An 18,989-nucleotide genomic window follows, 5' to 3' on the forward strand; every position below is an offset into this window, starting at 1 on the left:
TTTGGTAATCAGCAGTAACATCCGCCACACTGGGCACATGACAGCCCTCTTCCCCAGGAGAGCTCGAACGCGGTTCGCCGCCTTCAGCAGCATCTTCCTCACCGTGGCCGCCCTGGTGATCGGTGTGGGTGTCCAACCTGCCGCGGCCGATCTGAACAGCGCGCGGCCTGTGGCGTCGTTGTCGTCGGCGGGCGTCGCGACCGACATCGTCAAGACGGCGGATCTGTCGAAGTTCCAGGCCGGCAACATCATCAGCGACGCGGTGTTCTTCAACAGCTCGACGATGAGTGCGGAACAGATCCAAGCATTCCTGCAAGCACGGGTGCCTTCGTGCCAATCCGGTTACACGTGCCTGAAGGACTGGTACGACACCTCTCGAACGACGACCCCGGACGCGATGTGCGGTGCATACTCGGGCGGAACGCGGGAGCGCGCTTCGACGATCATCTATAAAGTGGCGCAAGCCTGCGGCATCAATCCCCAGGTCCTGATCGCAACGCTTCAGAAAGAGCAGTCGCTCATCACGGACGCGAACCCGAGCAGTCTCCAGTACAAGATCGCCATGGGGCAGGGATGCCCCGACACAGCCGCATGCGACAGCCGATACTTCGGATTCTTCAACCAGGTGTACGGCGCCGCCTGGCAGTTCAAACGCTACGCCAACCCTCCTGGCACGAGTCAGTACTTCACCTGGTACGCCCCGGGCAAGACGTGGAACATCCGGTGGAGCCCCAACGCGGCGTGCGGGTCCTCGCCCGTGTACATCCAGAATCAAGCCACGGCGAACCTGTACTACTACACCCCGTATCAGCCCAATGCATCGGCCATCCGTGCGGGCTACGGGATCGGAGACGCGTGCGGAGCGTACGGCAACCGAAACTTCTATCAGTACTTCACCGACTGGTTCGGGTCGGGTCAGGGAGAGCTGCTGGAGGTGCTGCAGGTGTCCGGGACCTCGGAGCGTTACCTCGTGAGCCAGGGCGGGCGATGGCGCCTCGGGACGCCGGAAGTCGCGGCACAGTTCACGTGGATCTCCGCAGTGCGAGACGTGAGCAGGTCGGAGATCGAGACATACCAGGACCGTGGCGCAGCCGATCGCGCCGTACGGACGAACACCGGGATCGTGTACGCCCTCGACAGTGGCCGGCGGCTGCGACTGCGCGACGCGGCGCAGGTGTCTGACTTCGGGTGGGACTACGCAGCCCTGCCGGTAGCCAGTGATGCCCAGGTAGCACGTTACGGCGATGGCGGCTGGCTCGAGCGTGTCGTCAGCTCGAACGGAGCCTCGTGGCTCGTGCAGAGCGGTTCGCGCAGGCAGGTGGTCGATCTCGGGCTGCTCTCGCGGTACGGCATTCTCGCGCTGTCGACGAGCATCTCTGCTGCCATGGTCGCCGACTACCCGACGTCATCCCCCGTCATCGGTGCGGGGGTGTACCGGAATGCGACGAACTACCGGCTGCAGACGGACGGCGGCACCTACGTCCTGCCCGATGCAGCGAGCGGCACGGCACTTGCGCAGAACGCGTGGGAGCTCACTGCCGAATCCTTCGCCTATCTGCGGGCGAAAGCTCCGATGCCCGTGCGGATGACCGCGGGCGGCACGTCGTATGTGATGCTCGAGGGTGGCTGGCTGGAGGTGTCGGCGGCAGAGTACCCAGCCGGATTGACCTACGCGACACTGCCGGCGGGAGCGGCCACGGGGCTCCCATCCGCGGGGCGGGTGACCGGACCACACTTCATCCGCGAACGATCGGACACTCAGACCTATCTTGTTTCGGGCGGCAGCATCCAGGCCGTCTCGGCCTCGGATCAGACGTGGATCACCCGGACGTTCGGAGTCAATCCGCGCGTGTGGGTCGGTCTGGACGGCACGATCGGCGACGTCACGACGCCGGAAGGTCTGGTGCGCACGAGCGCAGGACTCTTCTACCTCCTCGACGGAGCACGCGTCTATCGTCTCCGTGACTGCGCTCAGGTGTCGTCGTGGGGTGGGAACTGCGCCTCGCTCCCTCTCGTCAGCGATACGAAACTCGCCGGCTACGCGAACGCGGGCACCCTGCAGGCGCTGGTGCGAACTCCTGCCGGGACGATCTGGCTCGCTCAGGGCGGCCGGCTTCGGCAGGTGCTGGACCCCTCGATCCTCGCGGTGTACGGCATCCCGTCATCGACAAGCGCCGTCTCCGCAGCCACCGTCGCGAAGATTCCGGTAGGAGAACCCGTCCTGGGGGCCGGGGTCTACTCCGATGGGGCGTCGGCTCGCCTCGTCGGAACTCCTGCGGGAGAATACACGCTGACTGTCGAGCAGTTCGTCGGTTCGGTCGCGAGTGGCGTCCGTGCGCTCACGGCCGCCAGCTACGCGAAGGTCACCGTCGAGGGCGCCCTGCCGTCACGTCTGCGCAGCGATGGGAGGTCGTTCGTGCTCACCCGGGAGGGTTGGCTCGAAGTGTCCGCGGCGGCGTACGGCGGGGACGCGATGTTCACGCAGCTGCCATCCAAAGCGTGGTCGGGGATCACGGTGGCTGCGAACGAGCAGCGCCCGCACTTCGTGAAAGACGACGCGAGCGGGCAGGAGTACCTGGTGTCCGGCGGCGCTGCTCAGCCCGTGTCCGGTGCATCGGAGCGAGCGACGATCACATCCGTCTACGGTGTGCCGCCCAAGGTGTGGACTCTCGTCAGCGGAGCGCTGTCCGGTATCAAGATCAATCACGACATGATCGTGCGGGACGCGGTGGGCGCGGTGTACCTGATCGACGGAGCCACCCGCTTCCGCATGAGCGGGTGCGGTGCGGTGCCAGATTTCGGCAAGGACTGCGCCACGCTGCGGACGCTTTCGGCAGCGCAGCTCGGAGCACTCGCCGATGGTGGCGCTCTCGCTCCGCTCCTGCGGTCCGCTGATGGATTCGTGTGGCTGGTACAGAGCGGTACGCGGCGCGAGGTACCCGATCCCCGGGTGCTCGCGGTGTACGGCATCGGCGGTGCGGCGACATCCGTATCGACCCAGCTCCTTGCGCAGCTTCGAATCGGACCCCCGGTCGCGGTCGCCGGGGTATACGACGACCGGGCGGGTGATGTGCGCGTGGTCACCGGCGACGGGCGCGCGTTCACCGTCCCCCCGGCGAGTCGCGTCGGCGCCGTGATCTCCGCCGCCTGGGCGATCTCACCCGCGTCGGTGGACCTCCTGACGAGTCAAGGCGATCTCCCGACACGGATATCGACGGGGTCTCAGTCTTTCGTGCTGACCACCGAGGGATGGCTTGCGATCAACGCCGCCGACTATGCCCCGCGGGCCTTCGTCGCTATCGGCCCCCGGGGATCCGAAGGTCTGCCGTCTGCCGGATCAGAGTCACGACCTCACTTCGTCCGCGAGCAGTCCGACTCTCAGGTCTACCTCGTGTCGGGGGGGCTGTCTCCGGTCGCAGACGATGCCACTCGTGCATGGATCTCAGCGGCTTACGGTGTTCCGCCGAAGGTCTGGGTGGTTCCCAACGGCACACTCGGGTGAGGTGAGAGGGACCACTTCGCGGAGTACGTGCGTTCCGCCATCGGCGGCGGCCACGTTCAGGCCGACCGGCACGTTCCTCCGGTTCGAGCGAACGGGAGTCAGGCGATCGGCGTCACATCTGCGAGACGCGGATGCTGGCGGTCCTTGTCCGAGAGATCGGCTTGGTCGAGCGGGATCGGCCACGGCACCGCGGTCGTCTCATCGGCGAGATTCAGGAACGTGTATCGCGCCTGCGGCGTCCAATGGTCGTTCACGAGGTAGGTGTATGCCGTGTCGGGTTCGAGGGTCTGGAATGAATTGCCCACACCACGGGGAACGAAGATGGCCTTCGACGGATCGATCTCCGTGGTGAACACGCGGCCGAAGCCGTCGCCCGCGCGCAGGTCCACCCAGGCGCCGAACACGCGTCCGGTCGCTACCGAGATGAACTTGTCCCACGGCTCGGCGTGAATGCCGCGAGTGGTCCCCACGTTGCGATTGAACGAGATGTTGTTCTGGACCGGCCCGAGATCGGGCAGACCGAGTGTCATCATCTTCTCCCGCTGCCAGTTCTCCTTGAACCAGCCGCGGTTGTCGCCGTGCACGGGGAGATCGAGGAGGAGGAGGCCGGGAATCGTCGTCTCATGGGCGGCGAGCGCCTTACCGTACTCCATGCTCACTGCCCCACGATCGCGTACTTGGCCTCAGCTTCGGCCTTCTGCGGCCGCCACCACGATTCGTTGTCGCGGTACCAGGCGACCGTCGCCTCCAGACCCGCGCCGAAGTCGCGGAACTCGGGCTCCCAATCCAGCTCGTCGCGCAGCTTCGTCCAGTCGATGGCATAGCGGCGATCGTGGCCGGGGCGATCCACGACGAGGTCGTACGCGTCAGACGGCTGACCCATAGTGGAGAGGATCATCTCCACGACGTCTCGGTTGGACTTCTCCCCGTCGGCGCCGATGAGGTAGGTATCTCCGATCGTCCCGCGCTCGAGGATGCGCAAGACCGCCGACGAGTGATCGTCCGCGTGGATCCAGTCGCGGACGTTGCGGCCGTCCCCGTACAACCGTGGGCGGACACCATCGATCACGTTGGTGATCTGACGCGGAATGAATTTCTCGACGTGCTGGCGCGGACCGTAGTTGTTGGAGCAGTTGCTGATCGTCGCCTGCACCCCGAACGACCGAACCCACGCGCGCACGAGGAGATCGGAGCCCGCCTTCGTCGATGAGTACGGGCTCGACGGGTTGTAGGGAGTGTGTTCCGTGAATCTTTCGGGGTCATCGAGATCGAGGTCGCCGTACACCTCATCGGTGGAGATGTGGTGGTAGCGGACGCCCGTCGCCCGGGCGGCTTCGAGCAGGGTGAAGGTGCCGACGAGGTTGGTCTGCACGAACGGCGCAGGACCGCTGAGCGAGTTGTCGTTGTGCGATTCCGCGGCGTAGTGGACCACGGCATCATGCTCAGCGAACAATGCGTTCACGAGTTCCGCGTCGCAGATGTCGCCCTGGACGAAGCGGAACCGATCCTCGGGGAGGCCCTCGAGCGAAGCGAGGCTGCCGGCGTAGGTGAGTTTGTCCAGGACGGTAACGGCACTATCGGTGTTGGCGAGCACGTAGTGCACGAAGTCCGATCCGATGAAACCCGCGCCGCCGGTCACAAGAAGGTTATCCATTCCGCGGAGTTTACCCGGTGCCGCGCTCGTTTCCCGCCGGGAAGCGCGTCCGGCCCTGCGGGGCGTGCGGGCTCGCCGCGGGCGGCTGACTTGTCTCGATGCGCCCGATCGATGAGACTGGCTTCATGCGCGGCATCGTTCTTGCGGGGGGCACCGGCTCTCGCCTCCACCCGATCACACTCGGCATTTCCAAACAGCTCGTGCCGGTGTACGACAAGCCGATGATCTATTACCCGTTGACGACGCTGATGCTTGCGGGCATCCGCGACATCCTGATCATCACGACGCCGCAGGACGCGGAGCAGTTCCAGAGACTTTTGGGAGACGGCTCGCAATTCGGGATCTCGCTCACCTACACGCAGCAGCCGTCACCGGACGGATTGGCTCAGGCATTCACGCTCGGAGCCGACCACATCGGTAACGACTCGGTGGCGCTGGTCCTGGGGGACAACATCTTCTACGGCCCTGGAATGGGGTCGCATCTCAGGGAGTATTCTGATCTCAGCGGTGCTGCCGTGTTCGGATACTGGGTAGCGGATCCCACGGCGTACGGTGTGGTCGAGTTCGACGCACAGGGGAAAGCGCTGTCGATCGAGGAGAAGCCCTCTCAGCCGAAGAGCAACTACGCCATCCCCGGTCTCTACTTCTACGACAGTGACGTCGTCGAGATCGCGAAGAACCTCCGCCCCTCGGCTCGCGGTGAGTTGGAGATCACGGACCTCAACCGTGTCTACCTGGAAAGAGGCGATCTGAAGGTCCAGATCCTCCCTCGGGGAACGGCCTGGCTCGACACGGGGACGTTCGACTCCCTGAACGAGGCCACGGAGTTCGTCCGCACCGTGCAGAAGCGTCAGGGCCTTTCGATCGGATCTCCGGAGGAAGTCGCCTGGCGGATGGGGTTCCTCAGCGACGACGAGTTGCGGGAACGCGCGCGTCCGCTGGTGAAGAGCGGATACGGCAAGTACCTGCTCGAGATCGTCGAGCGCGGCGCGATCCGCTGACGAGCGGACGGGACTTCAGCCCCTCGCCATCACCTCGTCGATGACCGTTGCGTCTCCCCAAACTCCGGGAGAGTCGTAAGGACGGTCGGGAAAGGCTCCGTACTCGAGAGAGAGCGGGAGGTCGTTGTCCCTGATGAACTCCTCCACCTTGTCCGCAAGAGAGACCGGCACGCCGGAGCAGCAGTTCAGCGTGCCGACGACATCGGGGGCGTCCGTGAGCGCCGCTATCTGACGCCCCAGCTCCTCGACGCGGATGAAGTCGTACAGGTTCTTGCCGGAGGTGAACGGGAACACCGTCTTTCCCGCGTCCGCGGCTTCCAACAGCTTTCTGAAGATGGAGTTGCTCCGGCGGTCGTCGCCGTAGATGTAGTACGCCCTCGCCCAGGCGAGACTCGTGGCTGAGGGAACGGCGAGGGGCAGGGCGCGCCGAAGGGCGTCCTTGGCGATTCCGTACGAGGACGACGGGCTGGTGGGCGTGGTCGCGTCGATCGCTCCCTCCCAGTAGCCGACCTCATGCATCGTGCCCAGGGCGACGATCCGCGGGCATCCCGCCGCCGCTGCTGCGGTGAGAAATCGGTAATGAGCGGAGAGTTGGCCCAGGTGTGCCGGCGAATTGTGCACGAACCCGTCCTGCCAGGCCAGGTGGACGATCGCCTCCGCAGATCCCCACGTGCTCTCATCGAAGTCGGGGGACAGGAAGTCGATCTCGACACGTGCGGCGCGAGGATCCGTCGCTGCAGAAGAACCCGGGCGGACAACCGCGAGCACGTCGTGCCCGCGGTCGATCAGCGCCTTCACCACATGAGGACCGAGGTAGCCACCGGCGCCGGTGACCACGACGCCAGAGCGAGAGGGGTTTGTCAACGCTTCACCATTTCCATCGCGCGTCCATCGGACTGCGGACGTCGGTGAGAGGATATCCGATTCCCGGAGCGCGACACCCATGGGCGATCTGTCAGACGCCCTGTATTAGGGTGAGCAGGTTGGCTGAAAGACGTGGGAGCGCGGTGGATACGAAACCTCGATACGAGCGGCTGGCCGCTACGCAGTTCACGCGTACGGATGCGTCCGGGCTGAAGCTGGACGTGGCCGGCGGCAAGATCAGAGAGCTGTTCCAGCGGCGTGAGCTCCTGTCTCTGCTCGTGCGCCGAGACCTTCAAGCGCGCTATCGGGATAGCGTCCTCGGTTTTCTGTGGACGGTGATCCGTCCGATCATCGTCTTCCTCATGTATTACGTGGTGTTGGGGAAGTTTCTGCGCGCGGCAGAAGGCGTGCCCAACTTCGCTGTCTACCTGTTCGCGGGGCTGACGCTCTACGGGCTGTTCGCTGAGATGGTGGTGGGTTCCACCGGCTCCATCCTCGGCAACTCCGGGCTGGTCAAGAAGATCTACCTCCCACGCGAGATCTTCCCGCTCGCCAGCATCGGTGGCGCCGGCTTCATGTTCCTGGTGCAGTGTCTCGTGCTCCTCGCCGCGGCCGCCATCTTCCGCGCGCTTCCGTCCAACCTGTGGGACATGCTGTGGTTCTTCCCGTCCGTGGCCCTGATCTTCGTCTACGGACTGGCTATCGGGCTGTTCCTCTCGGCGGTCAACGTCTATCTCCGAGACGTGCAGTACTTACTGGATCTCGTCGTGATGCTCGCCATGTGGGCCTCGCCGATCGTCTACTCATGGCAGATGGTGAAGAGCGCGTTCGCGAGCTTCGATCTGCCCGCTTGGGTATTCGAGATCTACCAGAACAACCCGATCACGCTCGGCGTTCTCGGCTTCCATCGCGCCTTCTGGTCCGGTGGCACTGTTGATGATTACCCGGCCAACCTCGGGCTCCGCATGCTCATCGCGTTTCTCATCGGGGTCGTGCTCGTCTTTCTCGCCCATCGAGTGTTCAAGCGCTTGCAGGGTAACTTCGCGCAGGAGATGTGATGGTCGTCGCCAACAAGCCGGGCCCCGTCGTCGTACGGGTGGAAGATGTGTCCAAGACGTTCCAGGTCCGCAAAGACAACACCCTCAAGGATCGCGTTGTCCACCTCGGCAGACTGGGGCGAGAGCATCGAGAGCGGTTCACCGCGGTCGATCACGTCTCGCTCGATATTCAGGCCGGTACCACGGTGGGGCTGCTCGGCGCCAACGGTTCAGGCAAGAGCACGCTGCTGAAGCTGATCGGTGGCATCCTGGCCCCGACGACGGGCACCATCTCCAGCCGCGGGCGCACGGCTGCCTTGCTGGAGCTGGGTGCTGGTTTCCATCCGGATCTCAGCGGACGCGAGAACGTGTACCTGAATGCGGCCATCCTGGGACTGAGCCGCGAACAGGTTGATCATCAATTCGATGCCATTCATGAGTTCAGCGGCATCGGCGACTTCATCGACACGCAGGTCAAGTTCTATTCGTCGGGGATGTTCGTCCGCCTCGCCTTCGCGGTCGCCATCCACACCGATCCGGACGTCTTGCTGGTCGACGAGGTGCTCGCGGTCGGTGACGAGGCGTTCCAGCGGAAATGCATGGAGCGTATCGCCCAGTTCAGGTCTGAAGGGCGCACGATCATCCTGGTCTCACATTCCGCATCACAGGTGCAGGAACTCTGTGACCGGGCCGTGGTGCTCAAGGACGGTCATATCGTGTTCGACGGCGATGTCAATCAGGGCGTCGCGGCGCTCCGCGATGTTCTCGAGGGCCGAAGGCTCGGAGAACTGCACGAGCGCGCAGCCGAGAAGATGATCGAGGTGACGGCCATCACCTTGCACGACGACCGAGGGCACGAGGTCGTTGGAGTCGGCGTGGGGGAGCCGCTGACGCTTCGGATCCACGTGCATGCTCACCAGGCGATGCCACGCTGGGCGGCGGGGTTCAGCATCGATACGGTGACGGGTCAGATGACCATCGCCTCGAATACGGAGCGACTCGGCATCAGCTTGCCGGCAATCGATGAAGGCGACTCCCACGTCGACTTCAGGATAGAGAACGTCTATCTGGGTGCAGGTCAGTACTACATCAATGCCAACGTGTCCGAGGTCATCGACATCAACTCGCACGTCCTCATGCAGGGGCGGATGTTCACGGTCCATTCCGACACGACCACCCTCGGCTCCGTCGCGGCCCGGATCACCGCCGCGAGCTGAAGTTCAGCGGCCGCGGCGCACTCGCGATCTGAGCCGTCCGACGATCCGCACCGGTGCCGACAGCCGCCATGACGTGCTCTCGCGGACGCTGTCCAACTCGTCGCGGGTGCTCACGAGTTTGTCGCGCACAGCCCCAAGCCTGTCGCGCACGGTTCCCAGTTGCCTGTCGAGCTCGAGGATCTTCGCCTCGAGCATCTCGATGTGCTGGACCCGTCCCACCTCCAGCGGGTCGACACCTGACGTCGGATGGTCCGCGGCGCGCTTCGGATCCACACAGAACCTGATCAGCGGCTCAAGCGCGACATCCCACTGATAGCGCTCCCCGAACGCTCTCACGTTCGCGCGGAGCTTCTCGGTGTCGCTGTTGAACAGGGTCCGTTCCAAAGCCGCGGCGAGTGCATCCACGTCTTCCGCAGCGACGACTTCGCCGAGGCTGTTGTCGCGGATGAGCGGCGCGAATCCATCGCCGTCGGTCGCGACGATGGGCAGACCAGCCCAGAGATAATCGAGGATTCGCGTGCGGAAGCTCAGAGCGGTTTCCACGTGACTGAAATGAGTACTGACACCCACGTCGGCGTCCAGCAGGTAGTTGATCCGGTCGTCGTAGTCCGTCCAGCCCATGTTGAAGAAGACATGGGTGTCTGTGAGACCCAGCTCCTCCGAAAGACTCAATGCCTGTGCCGCCATCTTCGAATCCTGCACAGCCGCGTTGGGATAGGTCATCCCCAGGAAATACAGCTTCACCTCGGGGTGGGACTGCGAAAGCTGGCGCACCGCTCTGATCAGGGTCAGCGGGTCGAACCAGTTGTAGACGCCACCGCCCCAGAGGATGATCTTGTCGTCGGGGCCGATTCCGTCCACCGCCCCGCGGATGCCGTGTCGAGTCTGGCTCGGGACATCGTCCGATACACCGAACGGCACGACATCGATCAGGGTGCGCAGGCTGTGGTCCGCATCGTAGACCGCCGGATTGATCCGCTCGATAGCGCCGAGATGTCCGAGCCAGAAATCGCGCTGCTTCTCCGAGGCGCACATCACGAAGTCCGCGCGGCGCAACTGGGTCGTCAGCATATCCACGCAGTACTTGGTGAGGAAGCTGCGTCCCTCCGGAGTTTCGTCTTTGGCGGACTCCAGCACCTCGAGGTGGAGCGGGTCGTAGACATCGGCGACGATCACGACGTCGGTTTCCGCCAGCCAGGGATTCAGCGCGAACACCTCGCCCTGGGCGATGACGACGTCGGCCCACTCCACCTGTCGACGCAACTCGTCGCCGTCGACGGCGAGCACCTCGAAGTCATCGTTTGACAGAGACGCCTCTCTGATCGAGACGAGTCGGACTTCGGTGACCGCTGAAAGCCGCTTCGCCATCTCCCAGGCGCGGATCGCGGGCCCACCCATCTTGCGACCGAAGGTATCGGGACTGACGATCAGGATGCGTCGGGGCCCGTTCGAGGGGGAGGGCTGAGTGGGCACATGCATGGACGATTCTCCCGGTTCGAGGTGGCAAGACACGACTGTGTGCCGGGGTGCGGGAGACGCGTTCCGGGACAAGCCACAGGCGAACACGATCCTATCCGGCGCTGTGGCGCCAGGCACGAGGGCGCGTGTGTCGGGGAGTCGAGCAGACGGGGTGCCTGCAGGTGCGACGGTTATACTCGTGCGGAATGTCCAGGCCGTGAGGAGCCCCGTGAAGCGCATCGCCTTTTACCTGTTCTGGGAAAAGGAAGGGGTCGTCGACCGCTACATCCCATACTGCCTGGAAAAGCTCCGCGAGCACGTCGAGCAAGTGATCGTCATCTCCAACGGACCCGTATCGCCGAGCGGCCGTGTCGAGTTGGAGCGAGTAGCCGACGAGGTATGGGAACGGGAGAACATCGGCTTCGACGTCTGGGGTTACAAAGAAGCCCTGGAGCGTTTCGGTTTCGAGCGGCTCGAGGAGTACGACGAGGTCATCCTCCTGAACTACACACTGTTCGGGCCGGTCTACCCCTTCTCCGAGATGTTCGAGAAGACGGATTCCTGGGACGTCGACTTCTGGGGTATCACCGAGCACGGCGAGGTCGATCCGCACTACTTCGCGACGGGAGGTGTGCTGCCTCGTCACATCCAATCGCACTGGCTCGCGGTACGCAGATCGCTCCTGGTCTCGCCCGCATTCCGCCACTATTGGGCGACGATGCCGATGATCACGAGCTACGAGCAGTCCGTCGACCGGCACGAAGCACGCTTTGCGAAGTACTTCGAGGAACGCGGATTCAGCTGGGATGTGGTGTACCGCTGGACCGATTTCCCGGGTGACAATCCGGTCCTCGACGACGTCGTGCAACTGACTGCGGAACGATGCCCCATCGTGAAGCGGCGCACATTTTTCCACGACCCGCTCTACATGTCCGACCATGCGATCATCGGTCGGGACGTCATCGACATTCTGGAGAAGACCTCGGATTACCCGCTGGAGCTGATCTGGGAGAACGTCGCTCGCACGATGGAGCCGCGAGTCGCCGCGACCAACTTCTCTCTGCATCGGATCTACTCCGACGCCCTCGAGGTCACAGAGGAACAGCACGCACGCACCCGCGAAATGCACGCGCTGGTTGCGATCCACTGTTTCTACGCGGACATGATCGACGAGCTCATGGACTACGCGGAGCGACTGCCGTGTCGGCGTCATGTCGTCGTCACGACGGATACGGAGCAGAAGCGCGCGCTGCTGGAGACGGCGCTCTCTGCGCGTGAGGTGCCGTCTTTCGAAGTCCGAGTGACGCAGTCCAACGCCGGTCGGGATGTGTCCGCCTTCCTGCTCGGCTGCGCGGACCTCCTGCGCAGCGACGACTACGACATCGTCGTGAAGTTGCATTCCAAACGCTCTCCGCAGGACGGCGCAGTGGTAGGCGGATGGTTCAAGCGCCACCTGTTCGGCAACCTCCTGCACTCGGAGAACTATGCCGTCAACGTCGTGAATCTGCTCGCGGAGCGGCCCGAGATCGGGATGCTCATCCCTCCGATCATCCATATCGGCTTCCCCACGATGGGTCAGGGATGGTTCCTGAACAAGCAGCCTGCCGCCGCATTGTGCGAGCGACTCGGCATCAGTACCCCTCTTGACGAGTCGACGCCGTTGTCCGCCCTCGGTTCCATGTTCATCGCACGGCCTCGGGCGCTTCGCACACTCGTCGACGCCGGCCTGACCTGGTCGGACTTCGAGAATCAGCCATATGGGGATGGGTCGATCGCCCACGTCATCGAGCGTCTCTTCACATACTCCTCTCTGAGCACGGGCATGCCCGTGTACACGGTGCAGAGCACCGACCTCGCATCGATCAACTACCCGTTCCTCGAATTCAAACTTCAGAATCTCAGCCAGGGCCTCCCGGGTACCGTCATGGAGCAACGCGCCTACCAGGAGCGGCTCCTCGTACCGCCGACCATCGTGGGCATGGGCAAGCGTGTCGTGCAGATGAGGTTCCCCCGTCTCACGCATGCGTTCTACCCCGCCTTCGACGCCAGCCGGAGGACATATCGGCGGGTGTGGGCGGCTCGGCGTGCGCCGAAGCGGAGCGGGATGTGAGTGGTGCGCGCAACGGCCCGTTGACGCTCGCGCTGGCATTCGACCCACGGTCGAACTCGCTCGATTTCCTCCGATGGTTCATGGCGTTCCTCGTGATCTTCTCGCACGCCGGGCCGGTCGCCGGGTTGTACGGCGGGGAAGATCTGGGAGTCCAGATCTCAGACGAGCAGTCGTTGGGTGGCGTGGCCGTCGCGGGATTCTTCTTCTTCTCGGGCTTCCTCATCACCAAATCGCGCCAGGGGCGCTCGACGATCTGGCGATACTTCTGGCGTCGCCTTCTGCGCATCATGCCCGGGTTCTGGGCGGCGCTGATCCTCACCGTTCTCGTCATGGCACCCCTCGCGTGGCGCGTCGTGTACGGGACCTTCGACGGTTACTGGTCAACGGTCGTCGAGTCGCCGAAAACCTACTTCTCCGAGAACATGTTCCTGACACTCAGCCAGCGGAACATCGCCGGTCTCGGAGAAACGGTGCCGTACTTCACGCTCCACGGCGCACGAGACTGGAACGGCTCGGCGTGGACCCTGTCGTACGAGTTCCTCTGCTACATCGTCGTAGGGCTCCTGGGTCTGTTCGGCGCGCTGGCTTCGAAGCGGTTCGGTACGGCTTTCGCGGTCACCGTGATCGGCCTGAACGCCCTGCAGTGGCTGGGCGCAGGCGACATCGCGGGACTGAACAGAGTCTTCGCCGATCCGTTCATGCTGATGTTCTTCGCGCCGTTCGCGTTCGGCATGCTCTTCGCGCTGCACGGCGACAAGATCCCGATTGACGACCGGGCCGCGATCGGGATGCTCGGTCTCGGTCTTTTCACTTATGCCTTCGGCGGGTGGAACGTCCTCGGACAGTTCGGGTTCCTCTATTTCCTCATGTGGTGCGGTGTACGTCTGCCGCTGACGCGGTGGGCGCGGTTCGGCGACTTCTCGTATGGGATCTACATCTACGCCTGGCCGATCATGACTCTCGCGACCTACTTCGGTCTGCAGAAGCATGGCGGTGTGATCTACCTCCTGACGGTCGTCGTCGTCGTGCACATCGTGGCGATCGCCTCATGGCATCTCATCGAGAAGCCTGCGATGTCGTTGAAGGACTGGACGCCGAAATGGCTCGCCGCCTTCCTGCGACTACTCTCGCCCCTCACCCTCAGCGCGAAGCGAAAGATCGTGAACCCTGACTTCTCGTCGACCCGATTCGCGGATTCGCTCCGCGCGAGCGACGGACCGGGCTCGTGAGTGCCAGTTCTCCGCTGCATTCGCTGCACAGCGTGGAGCAGGAGAAGCCGCGTTCCCGGGGGCGACGCGTCCTCTACTTCGTGCCGCTGTCCCTCCTCATGATCGCGGTCGTCGTGATGACGGGCATCGGCGTCGGCACGCAACAGGCATCGCTGGCGCAAGCGGACCAATTACGCGAAGAGGTCCTCACGCAGTCATCGCAGCAGAGTTCTCTGCCCGAGACGTGCGTGGCGGAGGACTTCGCGGCGCACCCCGCCGACATCTGGGCGGGGGATCGGACCGCTGCGTCCGAGCAGGTGTTCGCCGAGCATCCTGAGACCGGGGGCATGCGCGTCGAGGGACGAGACGGATTCGAGTTCTGGGGCGACCAGCAGTCGTACAACATCTCGCAGGCGCTGGGACGAGCTCCCTGGCTCGACGAGCAACTGTCGCAATGGCTCGCGTATTTCAGTGCCCTCGACGAGGATCTGCAGAGGGACGGCCGTGACCTGGTGATCGTGGTCGCCCCCGCGAAGTGGGAGCTCTATCGGGAGAAGCTGCCCGAGTGGGCGGATGACATCCAGGGCTTCACCCATCTGGAGCAGTTTCTCGCACTGTCGGGGGATCTGCCCGTCGTCGACGCGCGCGGGGCGATGAAGGAGGCGAAGAGCGAAGGTCCCGTCTACTCAAAGGTGAACACCCACTGGAATCCGTACGGTGCATACGCGGCGTGGCAACAGACGGTGGCTTGCGCCGCGTCCCTCTATCCAGATTCGGTGTGGTCGCAGGTGAAGGTCCCCGAGATGAGCGGTATCGCGCTCGGCGTGGCGCCGAACGAGTTCACGCCTTACGGGAACACCTCGACGGCGAACGACTGGGCGACGCCCATCCTCCCTCCTGCGGCGCCGGTCCGCTCCACCATCACGGGGACCGACGGCGTGCCCAAGGACGGCCCCTCGGACGGCACGGTCGGCCTCCTCGATATGCCCGCTCAGACGTCATCGGCGTCCGGCGTCGGGCGGGCGCTGATCATGCGCGACTCGATGGGTGAGGCGCTCGCCCCGACGTGGTCGCAGGCGTTCGAGCAGACCTGTCAGCTGCGCCACAACCTGGATTACCCTGAGCAGCGCCCCGATGTCGTCGCCGAGGCGGCGAGATGTGACGCGGACACTGTCCTCTACGTCTTCGCGGAGCGCTACTTCGCCCAGGTTCCTCCGGCTCTGCCCGGCGGGTCTTGAGGACTCAAGGAGTCTCGGGAGTCGGTTGAGACCGCCGGATCGTGCGTGTCTCGCCGAGGTCGGCGCGATCGCCGTCCCCTGTTGGTTTGCCTGAGAGATGGTCCGGCGCCGTCTGCGTGCGGCTCAAGACGCCGGCGACGACCATGAGCAATGCGGCGAACGCCGCCGAGCCCAGGACCCAGATCACGTCGGGCGACACCGGCACATTGCTCCACCACCACTCGACTCCCTGGTTGAGATCGAAACCGGGCGCGTCCGTGCCGGTGAGATAGCGGCGCATCGTCGTGTGCAGGGCCAACGCGTTGGCGCCGGCGAGCCCGATGACGATGATCCATCGCTGCGCGCGAGACGTCTCGAAGCGAGGATCGCCGGCGCCGAAAAGCAGCACACCGATCATGAGCACTTGCAGAGGCAGAACATATCGCGGTTGCACGAGGGTGCCGACCTCGACGCCGTTCTGAACGATGACCCAGCTGGGCACCATCACGAGCGCGACACCGGCGAGGATGACGACCAGGTTGGCCCGGACGTCACGGGGCCGTGACAGACTCCAGAACGCGACGGCACCGCAGAGGACCAGCGTGGTGAACCACACCACGGCTGGCATCTTCGTGTCACCCCAGCCGAGCGCTTGAACGCCGAAGTTGCCGACCCACAGCTGGGGAATGTCGATGATGGTGCGGATCAGGCCGCTGACGATGTCTACGCGCTCGGGGCGCACACCTGCCATTTCCCCTTCAAGCGCTGAACCGACCTGATTGGAGCCCAGGTAGAAGGCTGCACCCATGGCCACCGCCGTGAGGGGCAAGAGGAGCAAGAGGAGATATCGCCGAGTGCGTTCGAAAGAAATGATGGCCGCGAGAACAGCGCCGAATGCCACGTAGACGGCCGAGTCCCCACGGGAGCCTGCGCCCATCAACGCGGCGACGAGCGCAAGGCCGCCGAGCGCAACGCGTCGTTGCCACGTCGGCGCTCGGAAGTACCCGGCCATCGCCACCCAGAGCGTGCCGGCGGACACGATCGCCCAGCCGCTCGGATTGACGCTCGCGATGAGGAAGATCCCGGTGGGGATCGTCGTGAGCAGGAGCCCCCACAGCATCGGGGCGCGCAACCTCCTGTCGACGAGGAGGTAGACGCCGGTGGCGAGTGCGACGGCGAGAAACGAGTTGAACACACGCATGATGAGAACGGATGTCTGCACGTCGGCCGAGGAGAAGATGCTCATCGTCGCGTAGTAGATCGGCGGGTAGAGACCCTCGAAGTTCCCGTGTGCCGTGGTGACGAGACCGGACGGCTGCGTGTCGCAACGACCGCTGTGCTCCGGCACGAACGCGAAGCAGACAGACGAGTTCACGACCTCGTCCAAAACCACGCGTTGACCGGGATCGTCCGAGTTCTCGCACAGGCCGGGGCGCTCGCCCTGGGCGCACCAGATGCTCGTCATGTGGAAGTTGTCGTCTGGGCTCGCACCGACAGGCGACGCGAAGCTCCAGCCGATCAGCGCGATGAAGCCCAACAGTGCGACGACGAGCACTCTGCCGACGGGGACGTGATTCGCGAGCCTGTCGGTTTCCGCATGATCGAAGCGCGCGCTGACAGGACCCGTCGAGAAAGGCATGGGGGCCAGTTTATGCGGCAGATCCTGAGGATCCGTCGTGCTCGTTCTCCGAGTCGACAGGAGAGTCGGGCTCCTCGAGGAAGCGTACCCGGTCGTCGAGAAGCGCCACCCGCTCGGCGAGCGTGCGTGTCCTCTCCTCGCTGCGCGTGAGCTCGGTGGACTGCTGGATGCACACCAAGAACAGCACGACGATGCCGACGAAGAAGACGAGATTGATCGGCACGTCGATGCCGAGCGCCGACGCGAGCGCTTCCAGGATCGACGGGAAGACAGCGACGAGCAAGCTCAGCGTGCCGGCGATCAGCCACCAGAACGTGTGTCGCTCGCGTAGCTTGCCTCTTCGGAGAAGTTCGACGACGACGACGAGGATCAGCAGCGCACCGACGATCCCGAGGAGATAGCGGGTCAGAATCATGACGTGAGCGTCGACGTGCGCGGACGGAGGAACGCGATCACAAGAGCGAAGAAGGCACGACCGAGATAGATCGCAGACTTCAGCTGGTTATGCGAGGGTCTTCCGCCCGCGCGCTCCCGCATCGCCACTCCCACCTGGGTGAAGCGAAGGCCCTCGCGGTGACCGATGACGAGTGACTCGATGGTGTCACCGAGATACTCCGCGGGAAAATCCTGCGCATAGAGAGCGATAGCCCGGGGCCCGTGCGCCTTGAACCCCGAGGTCGTGTCGGTGAGTTCCGTTCCGAGCGCGCGGCTGAGGGTGCCGGAGAGGAATCGCATGGCCCATCTGCGCGGCCCACGCACCGCATAGTCGCCCTCGCCGGCAAACCGGGCGCCGATGGCCACGTCGTACGATGCGAGCTGACCGATCAGCGCCGGGACGTCGGCAGGGTTGTGCTGCCCGTCGGAATCGAGCTGGACGGCAGCCGGGATGCCGTTTTCCAGGGCGTAACGGAAGCCGAGTCGCATCGCGCCACCCACACCGAGATTGAACGGAAGCTCGAGCACCCGGGCGCCGGCCGCGCGAGCCTGCTCGACGGTCGTGTCCGTCGAGCCGTCGTTCACAACGAGCACGTGGACCCCGGGGAGGGTCTCACGGACCTCGTTGATCACCTGCGCGATCACCTCCGCCTCGTTGAAGGCGGGCATGACGACCAGAACCTGGTCTAGGGAATACACCATGGGTGCCAGTATATGGTTGGCCGTTCAGGGCGACCGATGCGCGTCACGCCGCGAATACATGGCTCAGCAGGACCGTGGCGGCGGACCAATGGCCACGTCCGATCGCACTCGGGATCTTCGACAGCGCGTTGAGCCGAGAGGTGATTCGCAGCCGTGCAGCGCGGGCTGCCCGCTGCCACCCGACATCGCGCAGACGCGTCACTGCCGTCCGATAGAAGTCACGCTCTTCGACGAATCTCGTGCCGTCGCTGGCCGTGTACGAGGATGCGCTCGCCGAATGCCGTCGGTATTCGAATGCGGGGACAGACGATGCCACAAGACGCCCACCCGCGAGCAGAATGTCCATCTGCAGCGCGAGGTCCATCACTATTTCGTATCTGTCGGTGAAGCGGAACCGGCGAAGCACATCGGCTCGCCAGCAGATGGCCGGGAAGTACGTCCAGTTGCCTCGCATCAGGGTCGTTGCGAGGAGGTCTCCGCTCAGCGGTGTCGGTCCCGATATCCGGGGCCGCACCAGCGCCTTGACGCGGTCCGCCAACGGGCGGGCCCCGTGGCCGTTCTCATCGATGACGACCACGGCAGGTTGCACGTATTCCGGCCGGCCCCCGTCGCCGATGAGTGACCGCACTTCCGTCACGTAGGTGGGGAGGAGGCGGTCGTCGCACCCTGGGATGGCGAGGTACTCGTTACGGGCGAGTTCGATGCAACGGTCGAACGTCCTGCTCACCCCGAGGTTCTCCGGGTTGCGCTCCAGGCTGATCCGCGCGTCCCCGAGCCCTTGCACCCACTCGGACGGATCCCATTGCGGATAGCAGTCGTCGACGATGACGAGGCGCCAATCGGGATCATCTTGGGCGAGGACGCTCAGCACTGCTTCCTTGAACTGTGCGGGGTCCCCGTAGAAGGGCATGATGATGTCGATCGTGCCTGCCTTCACTCCCCGGC

14 protein-coding genes and 1 pseudogene are annotated in these 18,989 nt (G+C 64.3%); 7 read left to right on the top strand and 8 right to left on the bottom strand.

The window, feature by feature from the left end:
• Nucleotides 1–37: 37 nt before the first annotated feature.
• Nucleotides 38–3,502: a hypothetical protein gene (locus ACFXOO_RS08320; protein WP_394563314.1), complete on the top strand. Its 3,465-nt coding sequence runs from the start codon at nucleotides 38–40 to the stop codon at nucleotides 3,500–3,502.
• 104 nt (nucleotides 3,503–3,606) lie between these two features.
• Here ACFXOO_RS08320 and ACFXOO_RS08325 read toward each other — a convergent pair.
• Nucleotides 3,607–4,161: pseudogene (locus tag ACFXOO_RS08325) on the bottom strand (dTDP-4-dehydrorhamnose 3,5-epimerase family protein); the annotation flags it as partial.
• On the bottom strand, nucleotides 4,158–5,156 hold the full coding sequence (gene rfbB, locus ACFXOO_RS08330; protein ID WP_378841053.1) for a dTDP-glucose 4,6-dehydratase: 999 nt from the start codon (nucleotides 5,154–5,156) through the stop codon (nucleotides 4,158–4,160). The gene rfbB and the pseudogene ACFXOO_RS08325, both read right to left, overlap by 4 nt.
• Nucleotides 5,157–5,281: 125 nt before the next feature.
• On the opposite strand from rfbB, the gene rfbA reads away from it, so the two are divergent.
• A complete protein-coding gene (gene rfbA / locus ACFXOO_RS08335) occupies nucleotides 5,282–6,157 on the top strand; it encodes a glucose-1-phosphate thymidylyltransferase RfbA (protein WP_378841050.1) in 876 nt (291 codons plus the stop codon).
• A 15-nt stretch (nucleotides 6,158–6,172) separates the two neighbouring features.
• Here rfbA and ACFXOO_RS08340 read toward each other — a convergent pair whose 3' ends face one another.
• Nucleotides 6,173–7,021, bottom strand: a complete 849-nt coding sequence (locus tag ACFXOO_RS08340) for an NAD-dependent epimerase/dehydratase family protein (protein ID WP_394563315.1) — start codon at nucleotides 7,019–7,021, stop codon at nucleotides 6,173–6,175.
• Nucleotides 7,022–7,164: 143 nt separating this feature from the next.
• On the opposite strand from ACFXOO_RS08340, the gene ACFXOO_RS08345 reads away from it, so the two are divergent.
• Together ACFXOO_RS08345 and ACFXOO_RS08350 are read left to right on the top strand one after the other, a co-directional pair.
• Complete coding sequence (locus tag ACFXOO_RS08345) at nucleotides 7,165–8,079, top strand: ABC transporter permease (protein ID WP_378841045.1); 915 nt, start codon at nucleotides 7,165–7,167, stop codon at nucleotides 8,077–8,079.
• Entirely contained in the window at nucleotides 8,079–9,275 is a 1,197-nt protein-coding gene (locus tag ACFXOO_RS08350) for an ABC transporter ATP-binding protein (RefSeq protein WP_394563316.1), read from the top strand. Before ACFXOO_RS08345 ends, ACFXOO_RS08350 begins: the two co-directional genes overlap by 1 nt.
• Nucleotides 9,276–9,278: 3 nt before the next feature.
• Here the strand turns inward: ACFXOO_RS08350 and ACFXOO_RS08355 are convergent, their stop codons facing one another.
• A complete protein-coding gene (locus ACFXOO_RS08355) occupies nucleotides 9,279–10,562 on the bottom strand; it encodes a glycosyltransferase family 4 protein (RefSeq protein ID WP_394563317.1) in 1,284 nt (427 codons plus the stop codon).
• A gap of 400 nt (nucleotides 10,563–10,962) precedes the next feature.
• Between ACFXOO_RS08355 and ACFXOO_RS08360 the strand changes: the two genes are divergently transcribed.
• Genes ACFXOO_RS08360 through ACFXOO_RS08370 form a run of 3 tightly spaced genes read left to right on the top strand, consistent with a single transcriptional unit; the run spans nucleotide 10,963 to nucleotide 15,289 of the window.
• Complete coding sequence (locus ACFXOO_RS08360; RefSeq protein WP_394563318.1) at nucleotides 10,963–12,843, top strand: rhamnan synthesis F family protein; 1,881 nt, start codon at nucleotides 10,963–10,965, stop codon at nucleotides 12,841–12,843.
• Nucleotides 12,840–14,072, top strand: a complete 1,233-nt coding sequence (locus ACFXOO_RS08365; RefSeq protein WP_394563319.1) for an acyltransferase family protein — start codon at nucleotides 12,840–12,842, stop codon at nucleotides 14,070–14,072. Before ACFXOO_RS08360 ends, ACFXOO_RS08365 begins: the two co-directional genes overlap by 4 nt.
• Entirely contained in the window at nucleotides 14,069–15,289 is a 1,221-nt protein-coding gene (locus ACFXOO_RS08370) for a hypothetical protein (protein WP_394563320.1), read from the top strand. Before ACFXOO_RS08365 ends, ACFXOO_RS08370 begins: the two co-directional genes overlap by 4 nt.
• Nucleotides 15,290–15,293: 4 nt before the next feature.
• On the opposite strand, the gene ACFXOO_RS08375 is transcribed toward ACFXOO_RS08370, so the two are convergent.
• The 4 genes from ACFXOO_RS08375 to ACFXOO_RS08390 are packed head-to-tail and all read right to left on the bottom strand — an operon-like array spanning nucleotide 15,294 to nucleotide 18,981.
• Nucleotides 15,294–16,907, bottom strand: coding sequence for a DUF2142 domain-containing protein (locus tag ACFXOO_RS08375; RefSeq protein ID WP_378841030.1), 1,614 nt, complete (start codon nucleotides 16,905–16,907; stop codon nucleotides 15,294–15,296).
• Between the two features lie 10 nt (nucleotides 16,908–16,917).
• Nucleotides 16,918–17,322 (bottom strand): DUF2304 domain-containing protein, encoded by a 405-nt coding sequence (locus ACFXOO_RS08380; protein ID WP_378841027.1) that lies wholly within the window; start codon nucleotides 17,320–17,322, stop codon nucleotides 16,918–16,920.
• On the bottom strand, nucleotides 17,319–18,044 hold the full coding sequence (locus ACFXOO_RS08385; protein WP_378841025.1) for a glycosyltransferase family 2 protein: 726 nt from the start codon (nucleotides 18,042–18,044) through the stop codon (nucleotides 17,319–17,321). Before ACFXOO_RS08385 ends, ACFXOO_RS08380 begins: the two co-directional genes overlap by 4 nt.
• 43 nt (nucleotides 18,045–18,087) lie before the next feature.
• Nucleotides 18,088–18,981, bottom strand: a complete 894-nt coding sequence (locus tag ACFXOO_RS08390; RefSeq protein ID WP_394563321.1) for a glycosyltransferase family 2 protein — start codon at nucleotides 18,979–18,981, stop codon at nucleotides 18,088–18,090.
• Nucleotides 18,982–18,989 lie beyond the last annotated feature (8 nt).

This window comes from Microbacterium sp. P03, from assembly GCF_043556235.1.
In the GTDB taxonomy this organism is placed as follows: Bacteria; Actinomycetota; Actinomycetes; order Actinomycetales; family Microbacteriaceae; genus Microbacterium.